Source organism: Frankia sp. BMG5.23 (assembly GCF_000685765.2).
In the GTDB taxonomy this organism is placed as follows: Bacteria; Actinomycetota; Actinomycetes; order Frankiales; family Frankiaceae; genus Frankia; species Frankia casuarinae.
The window spans coordinates 1-15,409 of record NZ_JDWE01000045.1; the positions used below are offsets into that span (position 1 = coordinate 1).

A 15,409-nucleotide genomic window follows, 5' to 3' on the forward strand; every position below is an offset into this window, starting at 1 on the left:
CGGTAATGCCGGCCTGGGCCATGGCGAGGTGCTTGCGCCGAACCCGCTTGGAGGTGTCCAGGGACTGCCGCGCCTTGAGGGTGACGACGATCCGGCAGGCGGGGACGGGGAGGCCGGGGGCCGGCAGGTCCGGCCGGCCTCGGAGCGGGTCCGTTCGAAGGACAGGAAGCCGGGCGGGCAGCCGGGTCACCCGGGTGCCGGGCTGCCCCGGGGACCCGGCCCCGGACCGCCGGTTACGGGCGGACGAGCCGACCGGGTGCTCGTCGTGCGAGGCGGGCCTGGCCGGTGGGCAGGTGCTGGCGGACATGTGGACGCAGGTACGCGACGTGCCCGAGCCGCGGGTCGAGACGACCGAGTGGGCGCTGCCGCGCAGGCGGTGTGGCTGCTGCGGGAAGATCACGGCGGCGAGGGTGCCGGACGTGCCGTGGGCGACGGCGGGCTCGGTGTGCTACGGGCCGCTGATCGGCGGCGCGGTGGTGCTGCTGGGCAACGAGGGCAACGTCCCGCTCGCGCGGACCGCGCTGGTCCTCAACGGGATGTACGGCACGGCGGTCTCGACCGGCTTCGTCGCGCGGACCCTGCAACGCGCCGCCGAGGCGCTCGCGGCCCGTGGCTACGACGAGAAGATGAAGGCGGCGCTGCGCGCCGAGCCGGTGCTGTGCGGTGACGAGTCCCTGGTCAACGTCCTGCGCAGGGACCTCGACGAGGCCACCGGCAGGCCGACCGAGGGCGCCCCGCACCTGCTGGCGCTGCGGACCCCGTGGCCCGGGCTGGTCTGATACGCGGCGATCCCCTCCCGCTCGTCGGAGGCGATCGACGCCACCGGGGTCCTCGACGGCTACACCGGCTACCTCACCCGCGACGACTACGCCGGCTGGCACCAGTACAACACCCAGGTCGCCGGCGTGCAGCTCCGTTGCCAGCACCTCATCCGAGCTCTGCGGGCGGTGCTGATGCTCGCGCCGAACATCCAGAAGTGGGCCGGCCAGCTCATCGAGCTGTTCCGCGAGGCGAACGGCCTGGTCGTCGCCGCCCGAGCTGCCGGGTGCACCCGCCTCGACCAGGACGTGATCGACGGGCTGCGGGCCCGGTTCGACCGGGACGTCGAGGTCGGCCGGCTGGCGAACATGTCCCGGCCCTGGAAGGACGGCAAGAACCATCCCGGCCTGGTCCTGGCCCGCCGGCTCGCCGCGAAGGCCGACCAGGTCTGGCTCTTCCTCACCGACTTCAAGATCCCTTGGACGAACAACGCCGCCGAGCAGTCGATCAGGCTTCCCAAACGGCACCAGGCCGTCTCGGGCTACTGGCACACCCCGACGACCCTCGCCGGGTACCTGCGCGTGCGCTCCTACCTGGTCTCCACCCGCGACCATGGCATCCGCCCGATCGACGCGATCAGGATGCTGCTCGCCAGCCGGCCCTGGCTACCCACCCCCCGGGCCGCTCTCGCCGAACCGGACGGCCTCGCGGTCGCTACCTAAATCAACATCAACACAGAGGTGCTGGGACCGTCACCTCTGAATGGACACTGCCAGGCGTACGCCTTGTCGTCAAACAGCGGGTTTCCGTTGTTAAACGCCAGATACCAGCCTTGCGCGTAATACAAAACTTTCTGCAGCTTCAGCGGAGTGATGACCCCGCGTTCGCCCTGATCTTGGCTGGCACGCTCAATAAAGGCGTTTGCGATATTCCGTGCTTCCATCTTTGCCATTGTTACTTATTGTAACAGCGAATTTTACCCCCCCATAGGAGTTATTGCAAACATAAGAGAAACGCCGACGCGGGCGAAGGGCTGAGCCAGAGGCGTTATTATTCCATTGGACCGGTCGCGCCCTTCCGCGACAATGAGTGACCACAGAGATGCGAGCCGTCTAAATTCATAACTTAGTTTGTCCGATTTGCCGATCCAGGACTTTGCCAACCAGGAACGCCAACAGGCCATACCGCCACTCTGCGTGATCAAGTGGGGCGGAACGTACCATCCCACTCGTTCTTTCCGAGATCGGCTGGTCGGCGAGTATTCCGGTGGACGGTGAGGTCACCCAGGTCGGTGCGGGAGGTTCAGGTGGTCGGGAGCTGCTCGCGGCGGGCGGCCAGCGCATCGATCTCGTCCTGGCGGGCGAACGGCCCGGGCAAGGAGGAGATCCACCGGCGGGCGGAGGAGAGCAGGCGGTCGACCGCGGCGAGATCGGCGGCCGTCCCGACGCCGTCGGGACTCACCTGCAGCTCAACAGCGAGCAGGAGTGCCGGCACGGCCTGCAGTGCGAGTCGGCATGCCGACTCGGTGGCCTCGTCTAGCATCGCGGCCGTACCGGGATCCGCGAGAGCGCGGTTAATCCAGAGGTGGCCGAGGGCCGCCCAGTTGCGGGCCTGTGCCGAGTGGCCGGCAGCCCGCGCCAGCCGCGCGAGGCCCGTCGTCGCTGCGGTAGCCATCTGGAGCGAGACGCGTAGCGGTTCGAAGACGGCCGTGCGGGCGACGTATCTTGCTCGGGCGGGCAGCACCACGTCCCGAAACAAGTCCACCGCCTGGGTGAGATCGCCGGACGAGTACGGGTGGCTGGCGAGGTAGGTCGCGTAGTTGTGCAAGTGGTGAGCCAGCAGGTCGGGGAGCGGACCGGTGGTCAGTACCGCCGGGTCGATTTCCACCATGCGTAGCCAGACCAGCCACCCGCGGCGCACATGGTCGTCAAGTATCCCGGCCGGTGGGGTACCGTCCGCAGGCGGCCCGCAGCTGGCCTCGGCCAGCCGGCGCAGGGTGTCCAGCTGCCGGTTGGCGGCCGAGAGAATCTCCGCGGCGGCGCCGCGGTCCAGGCTGCCCCGCTCGAACAGGTCGATGCAGTACTGGCTGGACGCCATCAGCGCCTCGACCAGCACCCGCTTGTCCCGCTCCGCGTCGTACCGGACGAGGTCGAGCCGGAGCACGTCGGCCCGGCAGCCGGCGACGGCCCGGACCGGATCGTCCGCCGGCAGGATACCGGCCAGCCAGCCGTGTGCCTGGCCCAGCCAGGTGAAGGCGTCGAGGCGTAGGCGCTCCCGGGCCTGTGCGTCGGTGAGTACCTGGCGCACGGCGCCGAACAGCGCGATGGCCGCGGTGCGCCGGGTGGCCAAGGGCCGCTGGGCGAGAGCCGCCGCATCGGGAAGGGCGGGCAGTCGCGCGTCGACCGGCCCGCCGTCGACTGGCGGCAGCGCCCGCAGCGCCTGGGCGACGAACTGGTCAATGATCGAGTCCGGGGTGAGTAGCGCCTCCAGCGCCAGCTGCCCGGGGCCCCGGGCGGAGATCCACAGGTGACTCGTGTCGCGCAGGGTTCCCACGTCGAGCAGGCGATGCAGGAGCTGCCCAGCGACCAGCTCGTGCGCGGCTTGCTGGCCGACGGGCCCCTCCGCCGCCGGCAGTGCCAGCCCCGGCAGGGTGGTGTCGACGAGGTCGAGGTCGCGTGGCAGGACCGGCGAGGCCGTCGTCCGCGGTGCGCTGATCTCACATCTGGTTAGCGATTCAGCTGCTGCGGAGGGGGCCAGCGGCACCTCCCAGGCGGTGGTCAACGGACGTTGCACCGCACGCGCGCGGATGCCCGCGGCGACCAGCGCCGGCTGGGAACGAAAAACCTCGACGACCACCGCGGCCCAGGCTGCAAGCCGCAGGTCGGGTATCAGCCTGCTGCCGTCCTGGTAGGCCAGCACGGGCAGGACCTCGGTGAGCGCCGCCCGGAGCGGATCGAGCAGGCGGTTGACCGCCACTAGGACGACCGCAGCCTTCGTATCGGGGCCGAATCGGTTGAGCGTGGCGTTGGCGATCTCATTCGGCAAGGTCGCCCCACTCGCGGTAGCGGCCATCCGATCGAGGATCACCCATCCACGGGTGCCGAGCTCGGCGGCGCCCGCGAGCTGCGCGGCCTGCGCACGGGTCGGCAGGGGGGCGCCGCGGGCGATCTCCGACAGCGTGACCCGGGTGAAGTCGGTGACCCAGGTGATCCGCCCGAGTGGGTTGGGCTCCAGAGTGTCCGGCCAGGGCACTCCGAACAGCGGCGCCACCTTCCGGGCCAGCCGGGCGGCTACCAGTTCAGCCCGCGTCTCCGGCACCGGCGGCACCACCGCCGGCAACAGGGTCACGACCGTCTCCTCCTTCATCCCCGCTCCAACGCCCGCCCCCGCAGCATCCCGATCGTAGTCGCCGAACCCTGCCTCCACTTGGCAGATTTTTTTCGCGAGTCACTAAAATCATAGACAGTTTTACCATTTTCCGCTAGAAAGCCGGCATGCTCACGGACTTTGCTGGTGGCGGCTCGACGACACTGGACGATCGAATGTCACCCCAAGCCGTCATTCAGACACCTGTAGTCACAATCTCCATGGAGATCGTCTGCACGCTTCTCGGCGAGACCGCCGGGTTCCGGCGCAAGCTGCACCGGATGACCCGGTCTGGGGTGTGCGACGTGGCGCCGGTCCAGGTCGGCGAGCAGGCCCTCGTCCGTGGCAGCTGCGTGTGTCAGGACCTGGTCGTCGACGTGCTTGTCGACATCAGCCGCTATCTGGCGCAACGACCCGCGCAACGGCCCGCCGCCGCCGCCCGCGCCCACTGGCGCACCAGGGCGAAGTTCGAGTGGATCCGGCGCCACCGCCTGGCTCAGGGTGCTCAGGCCCGTGTCGACCGGATCCGAGTCGGCGAGCTGGCCCGGGCGTTACCGGACGAGTACCACCGCGCCGTGCTGGAGTATCTGGTCGAGGAGGCGGGCCGGCCGGCGCCGCTGGAAGGCCAGTCGGCGCTTGAGTACCGGCTGGCCGAGCAGGCGGCCGCGGAGTTCGGGGGCTCGCCTGAGGAGCACCGCGACCGCGTCGCGGCGGCGTTGGGTGGCATCGAGCGGCACTGTCGCAGCGGGCGGCGCGTGCGCGACGGCGACGGCGAGCTGGTGACCTGGTGGGAGCGCTACATCGACCGCCCACTCGGCCGCCGGCCCCGGCAGGGCGACGTGCCGCTGGGGACGGCCGCAGCCGACAGCGCCCTCGCCCGACCGGCCGAGTCCGGCGCCGAGGATCTCGACGAGATCGTCCTGGCCGCGCTGCGCGACCGCCCGGCCGGAGCCGACCCGGCCGCCTGGCTGATCGACCGCGTGCTCCGGCTGGCGGCTGACGGTATGATCCCCGCGAGCGCGGTGGAGGCGTTCGGGACCGACCCGCAGCGCCTGGCCGCCGCGCTCGCGGCGCTGGCGGACCTCGACCGCGCCGAGCAGCGGCTAGGCGCGGTCGAGGGTGCCGTCCGCGCCGAAGAACCGGCGCAGCTCGCTCTCCCCGGGCCGCCCGCCCGACGCCAGCGCGGCGGTCAGCAGCAGCCGGTTCCCGCCGGTGAAGAACGGCTCGGCGAGCGTCCCGTCACCGCCGAACTCAGCAGACTGCCAGCCGTGCGCGCGCATCACCGTCAGCCCCAGCCGCGCCATCCGCAGCGCGTGCTGCGCGACGGTGACCCCGTCCGGCGGCGGGGTCCGCGCGGCGAACAGCACGTGATGCGTCGTGACGGCCAGGACCGGATCATCCAGCACCGCCCGGCCGTGAAGGTGGTGGCGCAGCAGCCGGGCCAGCATCATGCCGGCCCGCATCATCGTGGCGTAGTCGTCGTGGGCGTCGTAGAGCTGCACCCCGTGCTCCCAGGCGGCCACGTCCGCCTCAATGCCGGCCCGGTCCAGCGGCCACTCGGCGCGGACTACACTGACCTGCGACCAGTCCGGCGAGCCGGCGGGAGTACCGCCCGGTCCCGCACCCGGGAACGGTCCGTCGTGCCCACTGCCGGGCAGCCAGTCGACCTCGGTCCCGCCCCGCTCAGCCCATCGCTCCGTGTAGAAGCCGATGAGCCGCCCGAACGGCACCCGCGAGGCCCGCAGGAAGTCGATGCTGGCATCGAGAAGCTCCACGTAGGTGGGAATGGCCCGGCGGGTGGCCCCGTCGGCGAAGTTCCGCAGGAGGGACTCGGCGCCGACCAGCGCCCAGCCCCCCGCAGGGCCCACCTCGCGCGCGAGCGCCGCGGCGAAACCGGCCGCGTCCGCGGTTGCCGACGCCAGGAACGGCCGTTGCAGGTCGCCCCAGACATCGGGCTCGTCGCTGGCGGCCGGCGCGAACTCGTACCGCCCGAGCCGAGCCATCAGGCCGGCGACGTCGGCGGGCAGGGCGCCGGCAACGGGCTGCGCCGGCCCGCCGGTGCCCGCGGCCGGTCGGCCGGTGCCAGGAGGTGCCGCGCCGCCGCCGTCGTCCCGCCTACGCCTGTTCCACCTGGCCATGATCGTCTCCCGACTGTGCGGCGATGGGCTTCGTCGGGGTGGCCTGACGGACCGGCACACGGCACACGGCACATATACGCTGCGCCCGCAGCGACGGGTGGCCGCAGGGCGGCTCGTCGCCAGCACTGGACAGCTTGGTCGGCATCGGGGGATTCGCTGTGGACGGCCTGAATCTGGAGATCGACGCGCTGGTCGGCCCGGCGCTGGATCTACTGGCCACCGCGGAGCGCGACGGGGACCCGGTTGCCGCCCGGGCCGCCGTCGGCCTGCTGGCTCAGGCATATGACCTCGCGCCCGGCCACTCCGGCGCGCCGGGCCTGGCGATGCTCATCGCCGAGTGGGAGGGCGAGCTCGCCCAGGCGGATCTGGGCAGCTGGGACAGTGTGGTGCTGTGGTGGCGCCGGGGCTGGCCGGCGCCCCGGCCCGGCGGCCGCCCGTCCCTGAGCATTGCCGAACTCGATGCCATGGAAGGCGCGCTGCACGGCGAGCGCTACGTCAACGGTCGCGATCCCGCCGAGCGGGACGCCGCCATGCGCCTGCTCGCCCCGCTGGCCGACGCGGGCAAGCTCGGTCCGCAGGACCTACTCGGCTACGCAGCGCTCCTGATCGTCTGGTACGAGCAGGACGCGGTGCCGGCCGCCCGCGACACCGCGCTCGACCTGCTGGCGCCCATGGTCACCGCGGGCACCGCCGACCCGGGCATCGTGGCCGACTACGCAGAGCTCGTCTTCGACCGCGCCGAACAGAGCGGTACCACCCGGGATTGGGCCCAGGCCGTCCACTGGCTGCGCGAATCCCTCCGCATCGGCGGCGCCCAAAACGTCGCCGACACCTGGGACAGCCTCGGCCACGCCTACTGGGCGTGGAGCCGGCTCGATGACGACGACGCCCTGTTCGACGAGGCGGTCGACTGTTTCACCGCGGCGGTACGGCACGGTCAGCCCGCCGAGCTCCTCGCGCCGGCAGCGCTGGTGTTCGTCGCGGACCGGCTGCGCGAGCAGCGGCGCAGCGCGGGCGGCGTGGACGACGCGCTGCTGGCGGACATCCGCGCCGTGCTGGCACTCGCGGACCAGATCGTCGACCGGCCGGAACTGGATACCGAGATCCGCGCGACGGTGGCCATGGAGATTCTCACGCTGCAGTACCTCATCGTCGACGGGAACGAGATCACCCGCCGGCTGGTGCAGGAGGGCCTGGAGGCGTTCCCGCTGGCCGGGGACAGGTTTGACCGCCTGCTCGGCTACGCCGACGCGCACCCCGACCCGCCGCAGGGCTGGTCGAGCAGCCGGGCCGCGATGCGGGCGATGACCAGTCTGCTGCGCGCCATGTTCGGCACCGGGCCCCGGCCCGGCGCGGACTTCGGCCTGCAGCATGCCGCCGAGGCCATGCGCACGGCCGAGCACTCGGACGACGCCGCCGCGTTGTTCTCCCTCATCTCCGCTGTCGCCGGTGGCTTCTCCGGCGACCTGGGCCGGGTGAAGGCCGCCGAGCAGCTGGTCGGGACCTCCGCGGACCCGAGCGCCACGGCGATCTCCCTGTTCGCCCGACTGGGTCAGATGCTGCTGGTCGGCATGCCGGCCGACGGCGCCCGCACCGCCGTCGAGCTGCTGTCCGTCTTGGCCCGGTCGCTGGCACAGGTTCTGGGCGGTGGCCTTCGGGGCAGGCTGCAGCCACCTGCCGCCGACACGGGCAAGCCCGGTCACCTCATCGAGGTCAGCCAGTACCTCGACGTCAGCCGGCGCCTCGACGTCGGTCAGCTCCGGGAGATCGCCGACGTCTTCGCCGCGTTCCCGGGCTGCGACGCCCTTGTCGCGCAGGCAGCGGCCGCGGAAGTGATCGCCGGCATCATCGCGGCGACTTCAGCCGGCGCGCCCGCGGATCGCCTCGCCGAGTTGCGCGCCCGCCTCGCGGACGCCGACCAGGCCTGGGCCGACAGCAGTGCGCAGCTACCGCCACCCCCGCGGGCCATGGGCACGCAGCTGTTCGCCCACGGCTGGCAGCTGTTCGCGGGAGTCACCGGGGACCGGTCCGCCGCCCGGCTCGCCGTGGCACGCTCCCAGGCGGTCCTGGACTGGTTCGACGGTCCTGACCACCCGATGTGGCCGATGGTCGTCATGACCGCCGCCCGCGCCCGGCGACTGCGCGGCGAGCCCGGCGACCTGCCCGGAGGTCGCCGCCTGGCGCTGCGAGCCCTGCGCGGGCACGCCTGGCTCGTGCTGCTGCAGTCGGGCACCCGAGACGCGCTGGAGGTCGCCCGCGGGGCGGCGGCGGATGCCCGGGTGGTGCTGGAGTGGTGTGTCGAGGACCTGCGGGGCGGCGACGAGCAGGCCCGCGACGACCTGGTGACCGCCGTGGAGGCCGGCCGCGGCCTCGTCCTGCACGCGGCGGTGACCACCCGGTCGGCCGCGGAGCAGCTGCGTGAGCTTGGGCATGCCGACCTCGCGCAGGCCTGGGCAGCCGCAGGCCTCGAACCGGCCGAGGCCGACCCGGCTGCGCAAGGCCCCGGCTGGTTCGCCGACGGGGCCGAACGGTCCGCGCTGCGCCGGGCTGTGCTGGCGGCGCTGAGCGAGTCCGCCGCCGGACCCGACAGCCTGCTGCTTCCACCCAGCATCGGCGAGATCCGCGCAGCGGTGGGCACGCACGGCTCCGACGCACTCGTCTATCTGGTCCCCGGCGTCGACCGGCCCGGGCATATCATCATCATCCCGGCTGACGGGACCAGACCGGTGGAACATGTCGAGCACCCGGGGCTCGTCAGCGCCGACGACTCCCCCATGGGCCGGTACCTGGCGGCGTACGCGGGTTGGCGCCAGGCTGCAGGCGGTGAGGGTGCCAGGCAGGGTGTGGCCGAGCCAGCGGCCGCGTTCGCGGCGTCGCGCGCCGCGCTGGCGGCGTGGCGCGCTGCGCTGGCGGAGCTCACCGAGTGGGCGGGTCGCATCGCCGAGGTGCTGCTGGACCGGGTCTCGGCTGTCGCGGCCGACACCACCTGGCCGACCTTCGTAATCACCTCGGTGGGGGTGCTCGGCCTAGTGCCCTGGCACGCCGCCGTGCTGGACGTCGAGGCGCCCGGTCATCAAACCGGCGGCGGCACCCGGCTCGCCCAGCGGGCGACGGTGTCCTACATCCCCTCGGCCCGGCTGTTGTGCCGGACGGTCGCGATGCCCGCCGCTGCCGACGGCGACGTGCTGATCGTCGGCAATCCGGTGGGCGCGGCGTCCCACCCTGCCGGTGACGCCGCCTGGCATCTACCATCGGCCTTCTACCCCCGCGCCATGCTGCTGGGCGGGGGGCCGTCCCGGTCGGGCCGCGAACCGGCCACGGTGGCGGGCGCGGGGGCGTCCGGGGACGGGACGCCGGCCGAGGTGCTCGCCTGGCTGCGCCGGCCAGGCGCCCGCCGCCTAGTGCTCCACCTGGCGTGCCACGGCTTCGCCGTCCCCGCGGACCCGGCGGCGTCGCATCTGGAGCTCGCCGACGGACGGCCGCTGACCGCCCGCGAGCTGCTGGCCGAGCAGAGCGCCGCCACCCGCGTCGAGCGGGTGTTCCTCGCTGCCTGCTCGACCAACGTCACCGGTGCGGACTACGACGAGGCGTTCAGCATCGCGACCGCGTTCCTCGCCGCCGGCGCCCGCACCGTGTACGGCTCTCTGTGGGATCTGCCGGACAGGTACACGGCCACCATGATGTTCGTGTTGCACCACAACCTGGTCGTGGAGGACTGTTCACCGGCCGAGGCCATGCAGGCCGCCCAGGACTGGGCGCTGGACCCCTACCGGACGGCGCCGGCCACAATGCCCGGCCCGGTCGCCGCGGCCATGGTGGACGACGCGTGGCTCCCCTTCGTTGACCCGGCCGCCTGGGCCGGGCTCGTCCACCTTGGCGCCTGAGCGCGTACCCGGGCCTGGGCCGCTCAGGGCTGGTCGGCCTCGATCAGGGGAGCCCAGCGGTCCGGGTTCTCCCGATAACGGTTGAGGTAGCCGCGGACGGAGGCGACGCTCAGATTGAACAAATCACCAATCGTTGCCCGGCTGTCGACCCGGCCCGGTTCGCCCCAGGGCCGGGCGGGGCAGATCTCGGCGGGGTCCACCTCCAGCCGGCTGGCCCGGGTGCCGCATCGTGGTGCGGCGTCCAGGTTGGCAGGGTCGAACGTGATGCAGCGGCCGGTCGGGGCGTGCTGAGGCTCGATGGTGTCGCGCGTGATCTGGCCGGGGCCGCGCACGGCGCGGGCCGCGAGGATCTCCGGCGCCCGGCGCAGCGCCGACCGCGGGCCCGTCCAGTCCGCGCTGTTCCTGATCTGCGCCCGCAGCGCGCGGATCACCGGCTGCCGCGACGTCCACAGCGGCGGCAGTGCCGCCGCCACGAGTTCCTGCGGGTCGAGGCGACCCGCGTCGAGGGATATCGCCGCCGCGATCCGGCGGCGCAGCGCAGTTCTCATCGCCGCGACGTCCGCCGCGTCCGGTTCCAGCGGCCGCGCGGGGCTCGCCTGCGGGTCGGCGACGGCGAGCATCACCCGGCGCAGCCGGGAGAGTAGCAGGTACAGGTCGTCATCACCGCCGACCCGGAACTGGTCGACGGCCCGCGAGCCGCACACCCAGTTGGCCAGCACCGCACGGTCCGCCCGGTTGGTGCCGGCGGTCAGCACGCCCAGGACCCGGTCGGCCAACGCGTCCACCGCGATGATTCGGGTCAGCACCCGCGTGTCGTCCCCGGGCGCCAGCGCCGGCGGCAACGTCTCCAGCTGCACGGAGGCGATCTTCTTGTTCGCGGTAAGCCAGCCACGGCCCAGACCTCTGGTGAGCCGTCGGAAGACCACGTCGGCCTGCGGCTGCACCGCAGCTCCGGCACCAGCCGCGGGTGATCCACCGGGCCTGCCGACGCTCTCATCGCCATCGCGGTCGGCACTGCGGTCGATGATGTCTGCCGCGGCGGCGAAGTACATCGCCGCGTCGAAACCCTCGTTGCCGTCGAACCGGTGTCGACGGCGGCGGGACATCTCCCGTCGGGTCCACTGCGCGATCTCCTGCACGTACGCGGCGACCTCGGCCAACGGCTCGCCGCGCGCGCCGTCTTCGCGCAGTTCGCGCGCGGCGCAAGCATAGGCCGCGAGCTGCACCAGGAAGCGGCGGTCACCGACGACGGGCAGGGGAACGTCCGGCAGCGGCGTGTCGCCGGCCTCGTACGCGGCGGCGAGCTCCATCCCACGGTCGAGGATCTGCGCCGCCAGCTCAACCGTGGTGCGCTGCGGGCCGGCCGGGTCCGGCCGCTGGCAGGCCGCGACGGCGCTGACGAGAGTCAGGTGCAGCGGCCACTCCGCGCGCTCGGTGGCCAGGGCGGTTCCCGCCCGGTACGCCTGGTCGATCGCTCGGATGAGTGGCACCGGATCCTTCTCGGCCACGACGAACGCGGCGGGGACGGCGAGGCCGGGCACCTGCAGATAGGTCCGCAACCAGCTCGCCGCGCGCCCTGCGACGATGTGCACGCCCTCGTTGCCCCGGGTGCGGGTGAGCACGCAGAGCGCCAGCAGCTCGTGCTGGTCGGGCGGGATCGACTGCGGCCACAGAGCGCAGACCTCCTCCGCGCGCACCACCATCCGGTGCAGCAGGTCGTCGAGACCGTTGCCGCTCGCCAAGACGCGGTCCAGGTCGTAGGAGTCGAGCTGGGCGAGGACGGCGCGCGCGGCGCGTTCCAGCTGCGCACGGTCGGGCAGGTCAGTCATGGTCTCCGCGTTCCTTGCCGATGCGGCGTACGTACGTGTCGATGCCGGAGCGTGGCGCCGCCCGCGGCGGCCCGGTGCCCGCCGGCGGCCCCTGACGGGCAGGTCACGGCCCTGCGCCATCTGGATCGGTCACCCGGACCCGGACAGCGGGCAGCTGCGCCAGGACGACGGTGATCGTGAGCTGGGCCCGCAGCGTTCCGTCGGGGTGCGGCGCAAGCGGCGTCCAGATGCCGCTGCCGTTGTCGAACGAGACCTCGACCGTTCTCGGCCAGGCGGCGAAGTCCCCTTGGCCGCCGACGGCGCCGACGGAGGTTTCCGGGCGACGGCGGGCCACGACATGCACCTCCCCGGCGTGGATCTCCCAGTCCAGGGTGCGTTCGATGCCGGCGAGCCCGGCGAGGTCGCGTGGGATCTCCCAGCGGCCACGGGCCGCCTCCGCGCGGTGCGCCGACTGATCGGAGGCCCCGCCCGGCTCGGCCGGATCGTCCCCGCGCTGCTGGGGCCCGTCCGTGGCGTGCATCGGCCCGAGGCCGGAGTTGCCGCCCATCATTCCCAGGCTCGCGGCCCCGGGAAGGTCCACGTCGGCATCGCGTAGCTCGTCCACCGCGAGCAGCGCCCACAGCCCGCCGTCCCACGAGCCGGACCGCGGCCGCCGATCAGCTGCGTCGATCGGGAGGTCCGCATCCGGCTCTGTGGTCGCGGTCGATTCCTGGCCGGCGGCGGCCCTGTGCGAGGCCAGCACCTGTTCCCGGTAGGGCGCCCAGGCCAGGGCCAGCGCATCTAGGACCCGCAGATCCAGCCGGGCCCACCGGCTGCGCGGTGGCCCGGCGAGCACCTGTTCGGCGACGGACACGACACTCGCCCCCAGCAGCTCGCGCAGATCCCCAGGGATACGCCGTCCCATGGTCCGGACACCGATGAAGACCGGCGGCCCGTCCGGATCGTCGGCCACGAACGCGACCCGCAGCCCCGGGCGCACGTCCGCCTCCATCGTCTGCTCCACGGTCAGCAGGGTGAACTGTAGACGGCCGCGCCCGCGCCGGCCCGGGGTCTGGTCGACGTAATCCACGCGGGCAAACCCGTCCCAGGCGAGCGGACCCGTCTCCGTGCCGAGCCCAGGTCTCCGTGCGACGTCCATAGCTGCCGACCTCATCTCCCGACGTGAGGCGCCGTTACCAGTGCCGACCCTGACACAGGCACTGACGGACGGTGGAGGGCGGCACCGGGCCGGCCGCCCACCAGCGCGGGGAAAACGCCGGGGTTTTCGTCCGCCGCCGGTGCTCACGGTGCAGGCCGCCGCCGACGAGTGCCGTGTTCACAGGCAGCCGTCCGTCAATCCCAACCAGCGGCCCACGTTTCGCGGGCGCACCGCCTGGTGCCGACCGACCGGTCGACGCCCGGTCACCGAACGGCCGGACGGTCACCTGACCCGCCGCCCGTCGGGTCCGCCACGACGCGAGGAAAGGCATCCGGACCGTGGATCTCCTGCACCAGCTCCCCACACCAGACGATCTCGCCCTCACCTACCTGATAAAGATCTTCGGTCCGGCGGCGCTGATCGTCCTGCTGTTCCAGCTCTACCTCCTGGTGAACTCGTGGATCTCCACGGCGAACGCCGGGCGGCGAGGCCTGCGCCGGGTGAGTGGGCAGGTGCGGCGCCTGCTCCAGATCGGCTGGGCAGCCCGGGCGACCGCAGTCGGTGCGGTCCTCGGCGCTGCGGCGCTGCTGGTCGCCTGGGTGGCGCTGTCCTCCACGATGGGCTACGGGGCGAGCTACCTGATCTTCGCGAACATCCCCCTCAGTGGCCCCCGGCTGCATCCGTTCCTGTCCTGGAACCACAACGACTCGGTGCACGCCTACCACGTGTGGGGATCACTGACGGTCGCGGTCGTGGCAGTGACTGCCGGCCTGCGCCGGCGTTCGGCCGAGACCGCCGGAGTCATCTTCGCGCTGCCCTGGATTCTCTTCGGCGTCCTGATGGCTCTCTTCACGGTCGCTTACGGGCTGGTGGGCGCCTACAACTGGTCGAATCACCGGGGCTTCCAGGTCGACGTCTACGGCGTACAGGCAAGCCCGGTCACGCCGTTCGTCCTGACCGTTGTCTCCGCCGCCTACGTCCGGGCGGCCAGCGCCATCGGACGACTTCCCGTAACCGTGGTCGCCCTGGTCACCCGGCTGAGCGCCTAATGGGCGAGCCCACGCAGCGGGCCGGCCCAACTCCGCCGAGCCCCGTCCGTCCGGGCCAGGAGGACGGCACCCTCTCGCCTTTCAGATCATCCGGAAGAAGAAGCAGGAGATTCATCATGAGCGGCGCCATCGTTTTCCTTCTGTGGTTCGTGGGCGTTGTTGTCGGAGCCACCGTCGTCCGGGCCCGAGCCGGACTCCCGACCATGCGGAAGCTCGGGCCGTCCGAGCTGGAAGGAGGGTACGGATGGTTCGCGACACGCATGGTCCTGGTCTGCTTCTGGCCGGTCACCCTGGCCGTCTGGCTGGCGCGTCGGATGCCCCCGCCTACGGTCCGTTTCGAACGTGACCAGCGCGGCGGATTTCGCCGCGTTCCGGCGGACCAGCCCGCCGCCAGCCGCACCGTACCGCCGGTGGCGCCCTCCTCCGACGACCGCTGAACCAGGCGCAACCACCCGCCGGGACGCACCACCCGGTCAGCTCACATCGCTTTTCATCGGCAATTACCCGGTTCCCAGCGAGCGAGAGAGTTCACTCATGCGCACAGTTCCGCAAATACTGCGCTCGGCCGCGGCCGCGCTGGTCGGCATACTGACCTTCGCCGGTGTCGCGCTCGTCGCCCCGTCGGCCGCGTCCGCTTCCACGCCGGATCCGGAGGTCTGGGTCGGTGCCCCGGTGGCGGGAACCTGGACCTCCGACCCGGCCACCCACCACTTCCTGTTCCACGACCAGGACCAGGGCGACTGGTCCGGCGACATATCCGCCGCTCCCGGAGCTGCGGTGAAGGTGTTCGTGGCGCCCCAGGCCGGCGGCTACCCGGTGGCCACCCGGGTCGACCAGATCGGTGAGGCCTGCCGTTACGGCGGCGGCGGAAAGTTTGTGAACGTGGGAATCTACGTCAACGAGCGCCGGACAGGTTCCGTCACCTACGGACACCTCGTTCCCGCCGCGAACCTCGCCGTGGGCCAGTGGATCAATCGCTGGGACTCGACCGTCGGCGCGGTGGCCACCGGCCTTCCCCGCGATGCCGGCTGCTGGACCGGCGAGCACGTGCACATGCAGTCGTACAACGTCCACAACTACTCGTGCTTCAACCGCGGCTACCGCCTCGGTTCGCCGCTGAACCCCACGAACTTCGTGAGTTTCGTGGGGGGCAGCCGCGGCACCCGGCAGCGCCAGGCCTGCCCGTAGCCACCGCGCCGCGGAATACGGAATACGGAGCGTTCTCCATCTGGGTCTTTCCGATTCG

10 protein-coding genes and 1 pseudogene are annotated in these 15,409 nt (G+C 72.2%); 5 read left to right on the forward strand and 6 right to left on the reverse strand.

Translation table 11 applies throughout. The annotated features are described in order from the left end of the window. Positions 1-139 precede the first annotated feature (139 nt). Positions 140-1,481: pseudogene (locus BMG523DRAFT_RS23400) on the forward strand (IS66 family transposase); the annotation flags it as partial. On the opposite strand, the gene BMG523DRAFT_RS24695 reads toward BMG523DRAFT_RS23400, so the two are convergent. The 4 genes from BMG523DRAFT_RS24695 to BMG523DRAFT_RS24705 form a co-directional block, all read right to left on the reverse strand. Next, on the reverse strand, positions 1,478-1,711 hold the full coding sequence (locus tag BMG523DRAFT_RS24695) for a Panacea domain-containing protein (RefSeq protein ID WP_131728941.1): 234 nt from the start codon (positions 1,709-1,711) through the stop codon (positions 1,478-1,480). The pseudogene BMG523DRAFT_RS23400 and the gene BMG523DRAFT_RS24695 overlap by 4 nt on opposite strands. Positions 1,712-2,061: 350 nt before the next feature. After that, complete coding sequence (locus BMG523DRAFT_RS16940) at positions 2,062-4,107, reverse strand: hypothetical protein (protein WP_148214913.1); 2,046 nt, start codon at positions 4,105-4,107, stop codon at positions 2,062-2,064. 569 nt (positions 4,108-4,676) lie between these two features. Continuing rightward, the gene (locus BMG523DRAFT_RS24700) at positions 4,677-4,862 is read right to left on the reverse strand and encodes a hypothetical protein (RefSeq protein ID WP_035912406.1); all 186 of its coding nucleotides are present in this window, start codon (positions 4,860-4,862) and stop codon (positions 4,677-4,679) included. Positions 4,863-5,228: 366 nt separating this feature from the next. Next, positions 5,229-6,263, reverse strand: coding sequence for a hypothetical protein (locus BMG523DRAFT_RS24705; RefSeq protein ID WP_011436971.1), 1,035 nt, complete (start codon positions 6,261-6,263; stop codon positions 5,229-5,231). Positions 6,264-6,421: 158 nt separating this feature from the next. Here BMG523DRAFT_RS24705 and BMG523DRAFT_RS16960 point away from each other — a divergent pair, with 158 nt between their 5' ends. Then, entirely contained in the window at positions 6,422-10,147 is a 3,726-nt protein-coding gene (locus BMG523DRAFT_RS16960; RefSeq protein ID WP_011436972.1) for a CHAT domain-containing protein, read from the forward strand. 23 nt (positions 10,148-10,170) lie between these two features. Here the strand turns inward: BMG523DRAFT_RS16960 and BMG523DRAFT_RS16965 are convergent, their stop codons facing one another. Next, positions 10,171-11,976 carry a hypothetical protein gene (locus tag BMG523DRAFT_RS16965; RefSeq protein ID WP_041257912.1) on the reverse strand — a complete coding sequence of 602 codons (1,806 nt, stop codon included), beginning with the start codon at positions 11,974-11,976 and terminating at the stop codon, positions 10,171-10,173. Between the two features lie 103 nt (positions 11,977-12,079). Further along, on the reverse strand, positions 12,080-13,114 hold the full coding sequence (locus tag BMG523DRAFT_RS16970; protein ID WP_011436974.1) for a hypothetical protein: 1,035 nt from the start codon (positions 13,112-13,114) through the stop codon (positions 12,080-12,082). A 338-nt stretch (positions 13,115-13,452) separates the two neighbouring features. Between BMG523DRAFT_RS16970 and BMG523DRAFT_RS16980 the strand changes: the two genes are divergently transcribed. The 3 genes from BMG523DRAFT_RS16980 (at position 13,453) to BMG523DRAFT_RS16990 (ending at position 15,351) form a co-directional block, all read left to right on the forward strand. Beyond that, positions 13,453-14,163: a hypothetical protein gene (locus BMG523DRAFT_RS16980; protein ID WP_011436975.1), complete on the forward strand. Its 711-nt coding sequence runs from the start codon at positions 13,453-13,455 to the stop codon at positions 14,161-14,163. Between the two features lie 116 nt (positions 14,164-14,279). Further along, on the forward strand, positions 14,280-14,600 hold the full coding sequence (locus tag BMG523DRAFT_RS16985) for a hypothetical protein (RefSeq protein ID WP_035912391.1): 321 nt from the start codon (positions 14,280-14,282) through the stop codon (positions 14,598-14,600). 97 nt (positions 14,601-14,697) lie between these two features. Further along, entirely contained in the window at positions 14,698-15,351 is a 654-nt protein-coding gene (locus BMG523DRAFT_RS16990; protein WP_011436976.1) for a hypothetical protein, read from the forward strand. The last annotated feature ends 58 nt before the right edge of the window (positions 15,352-15,409 follow it).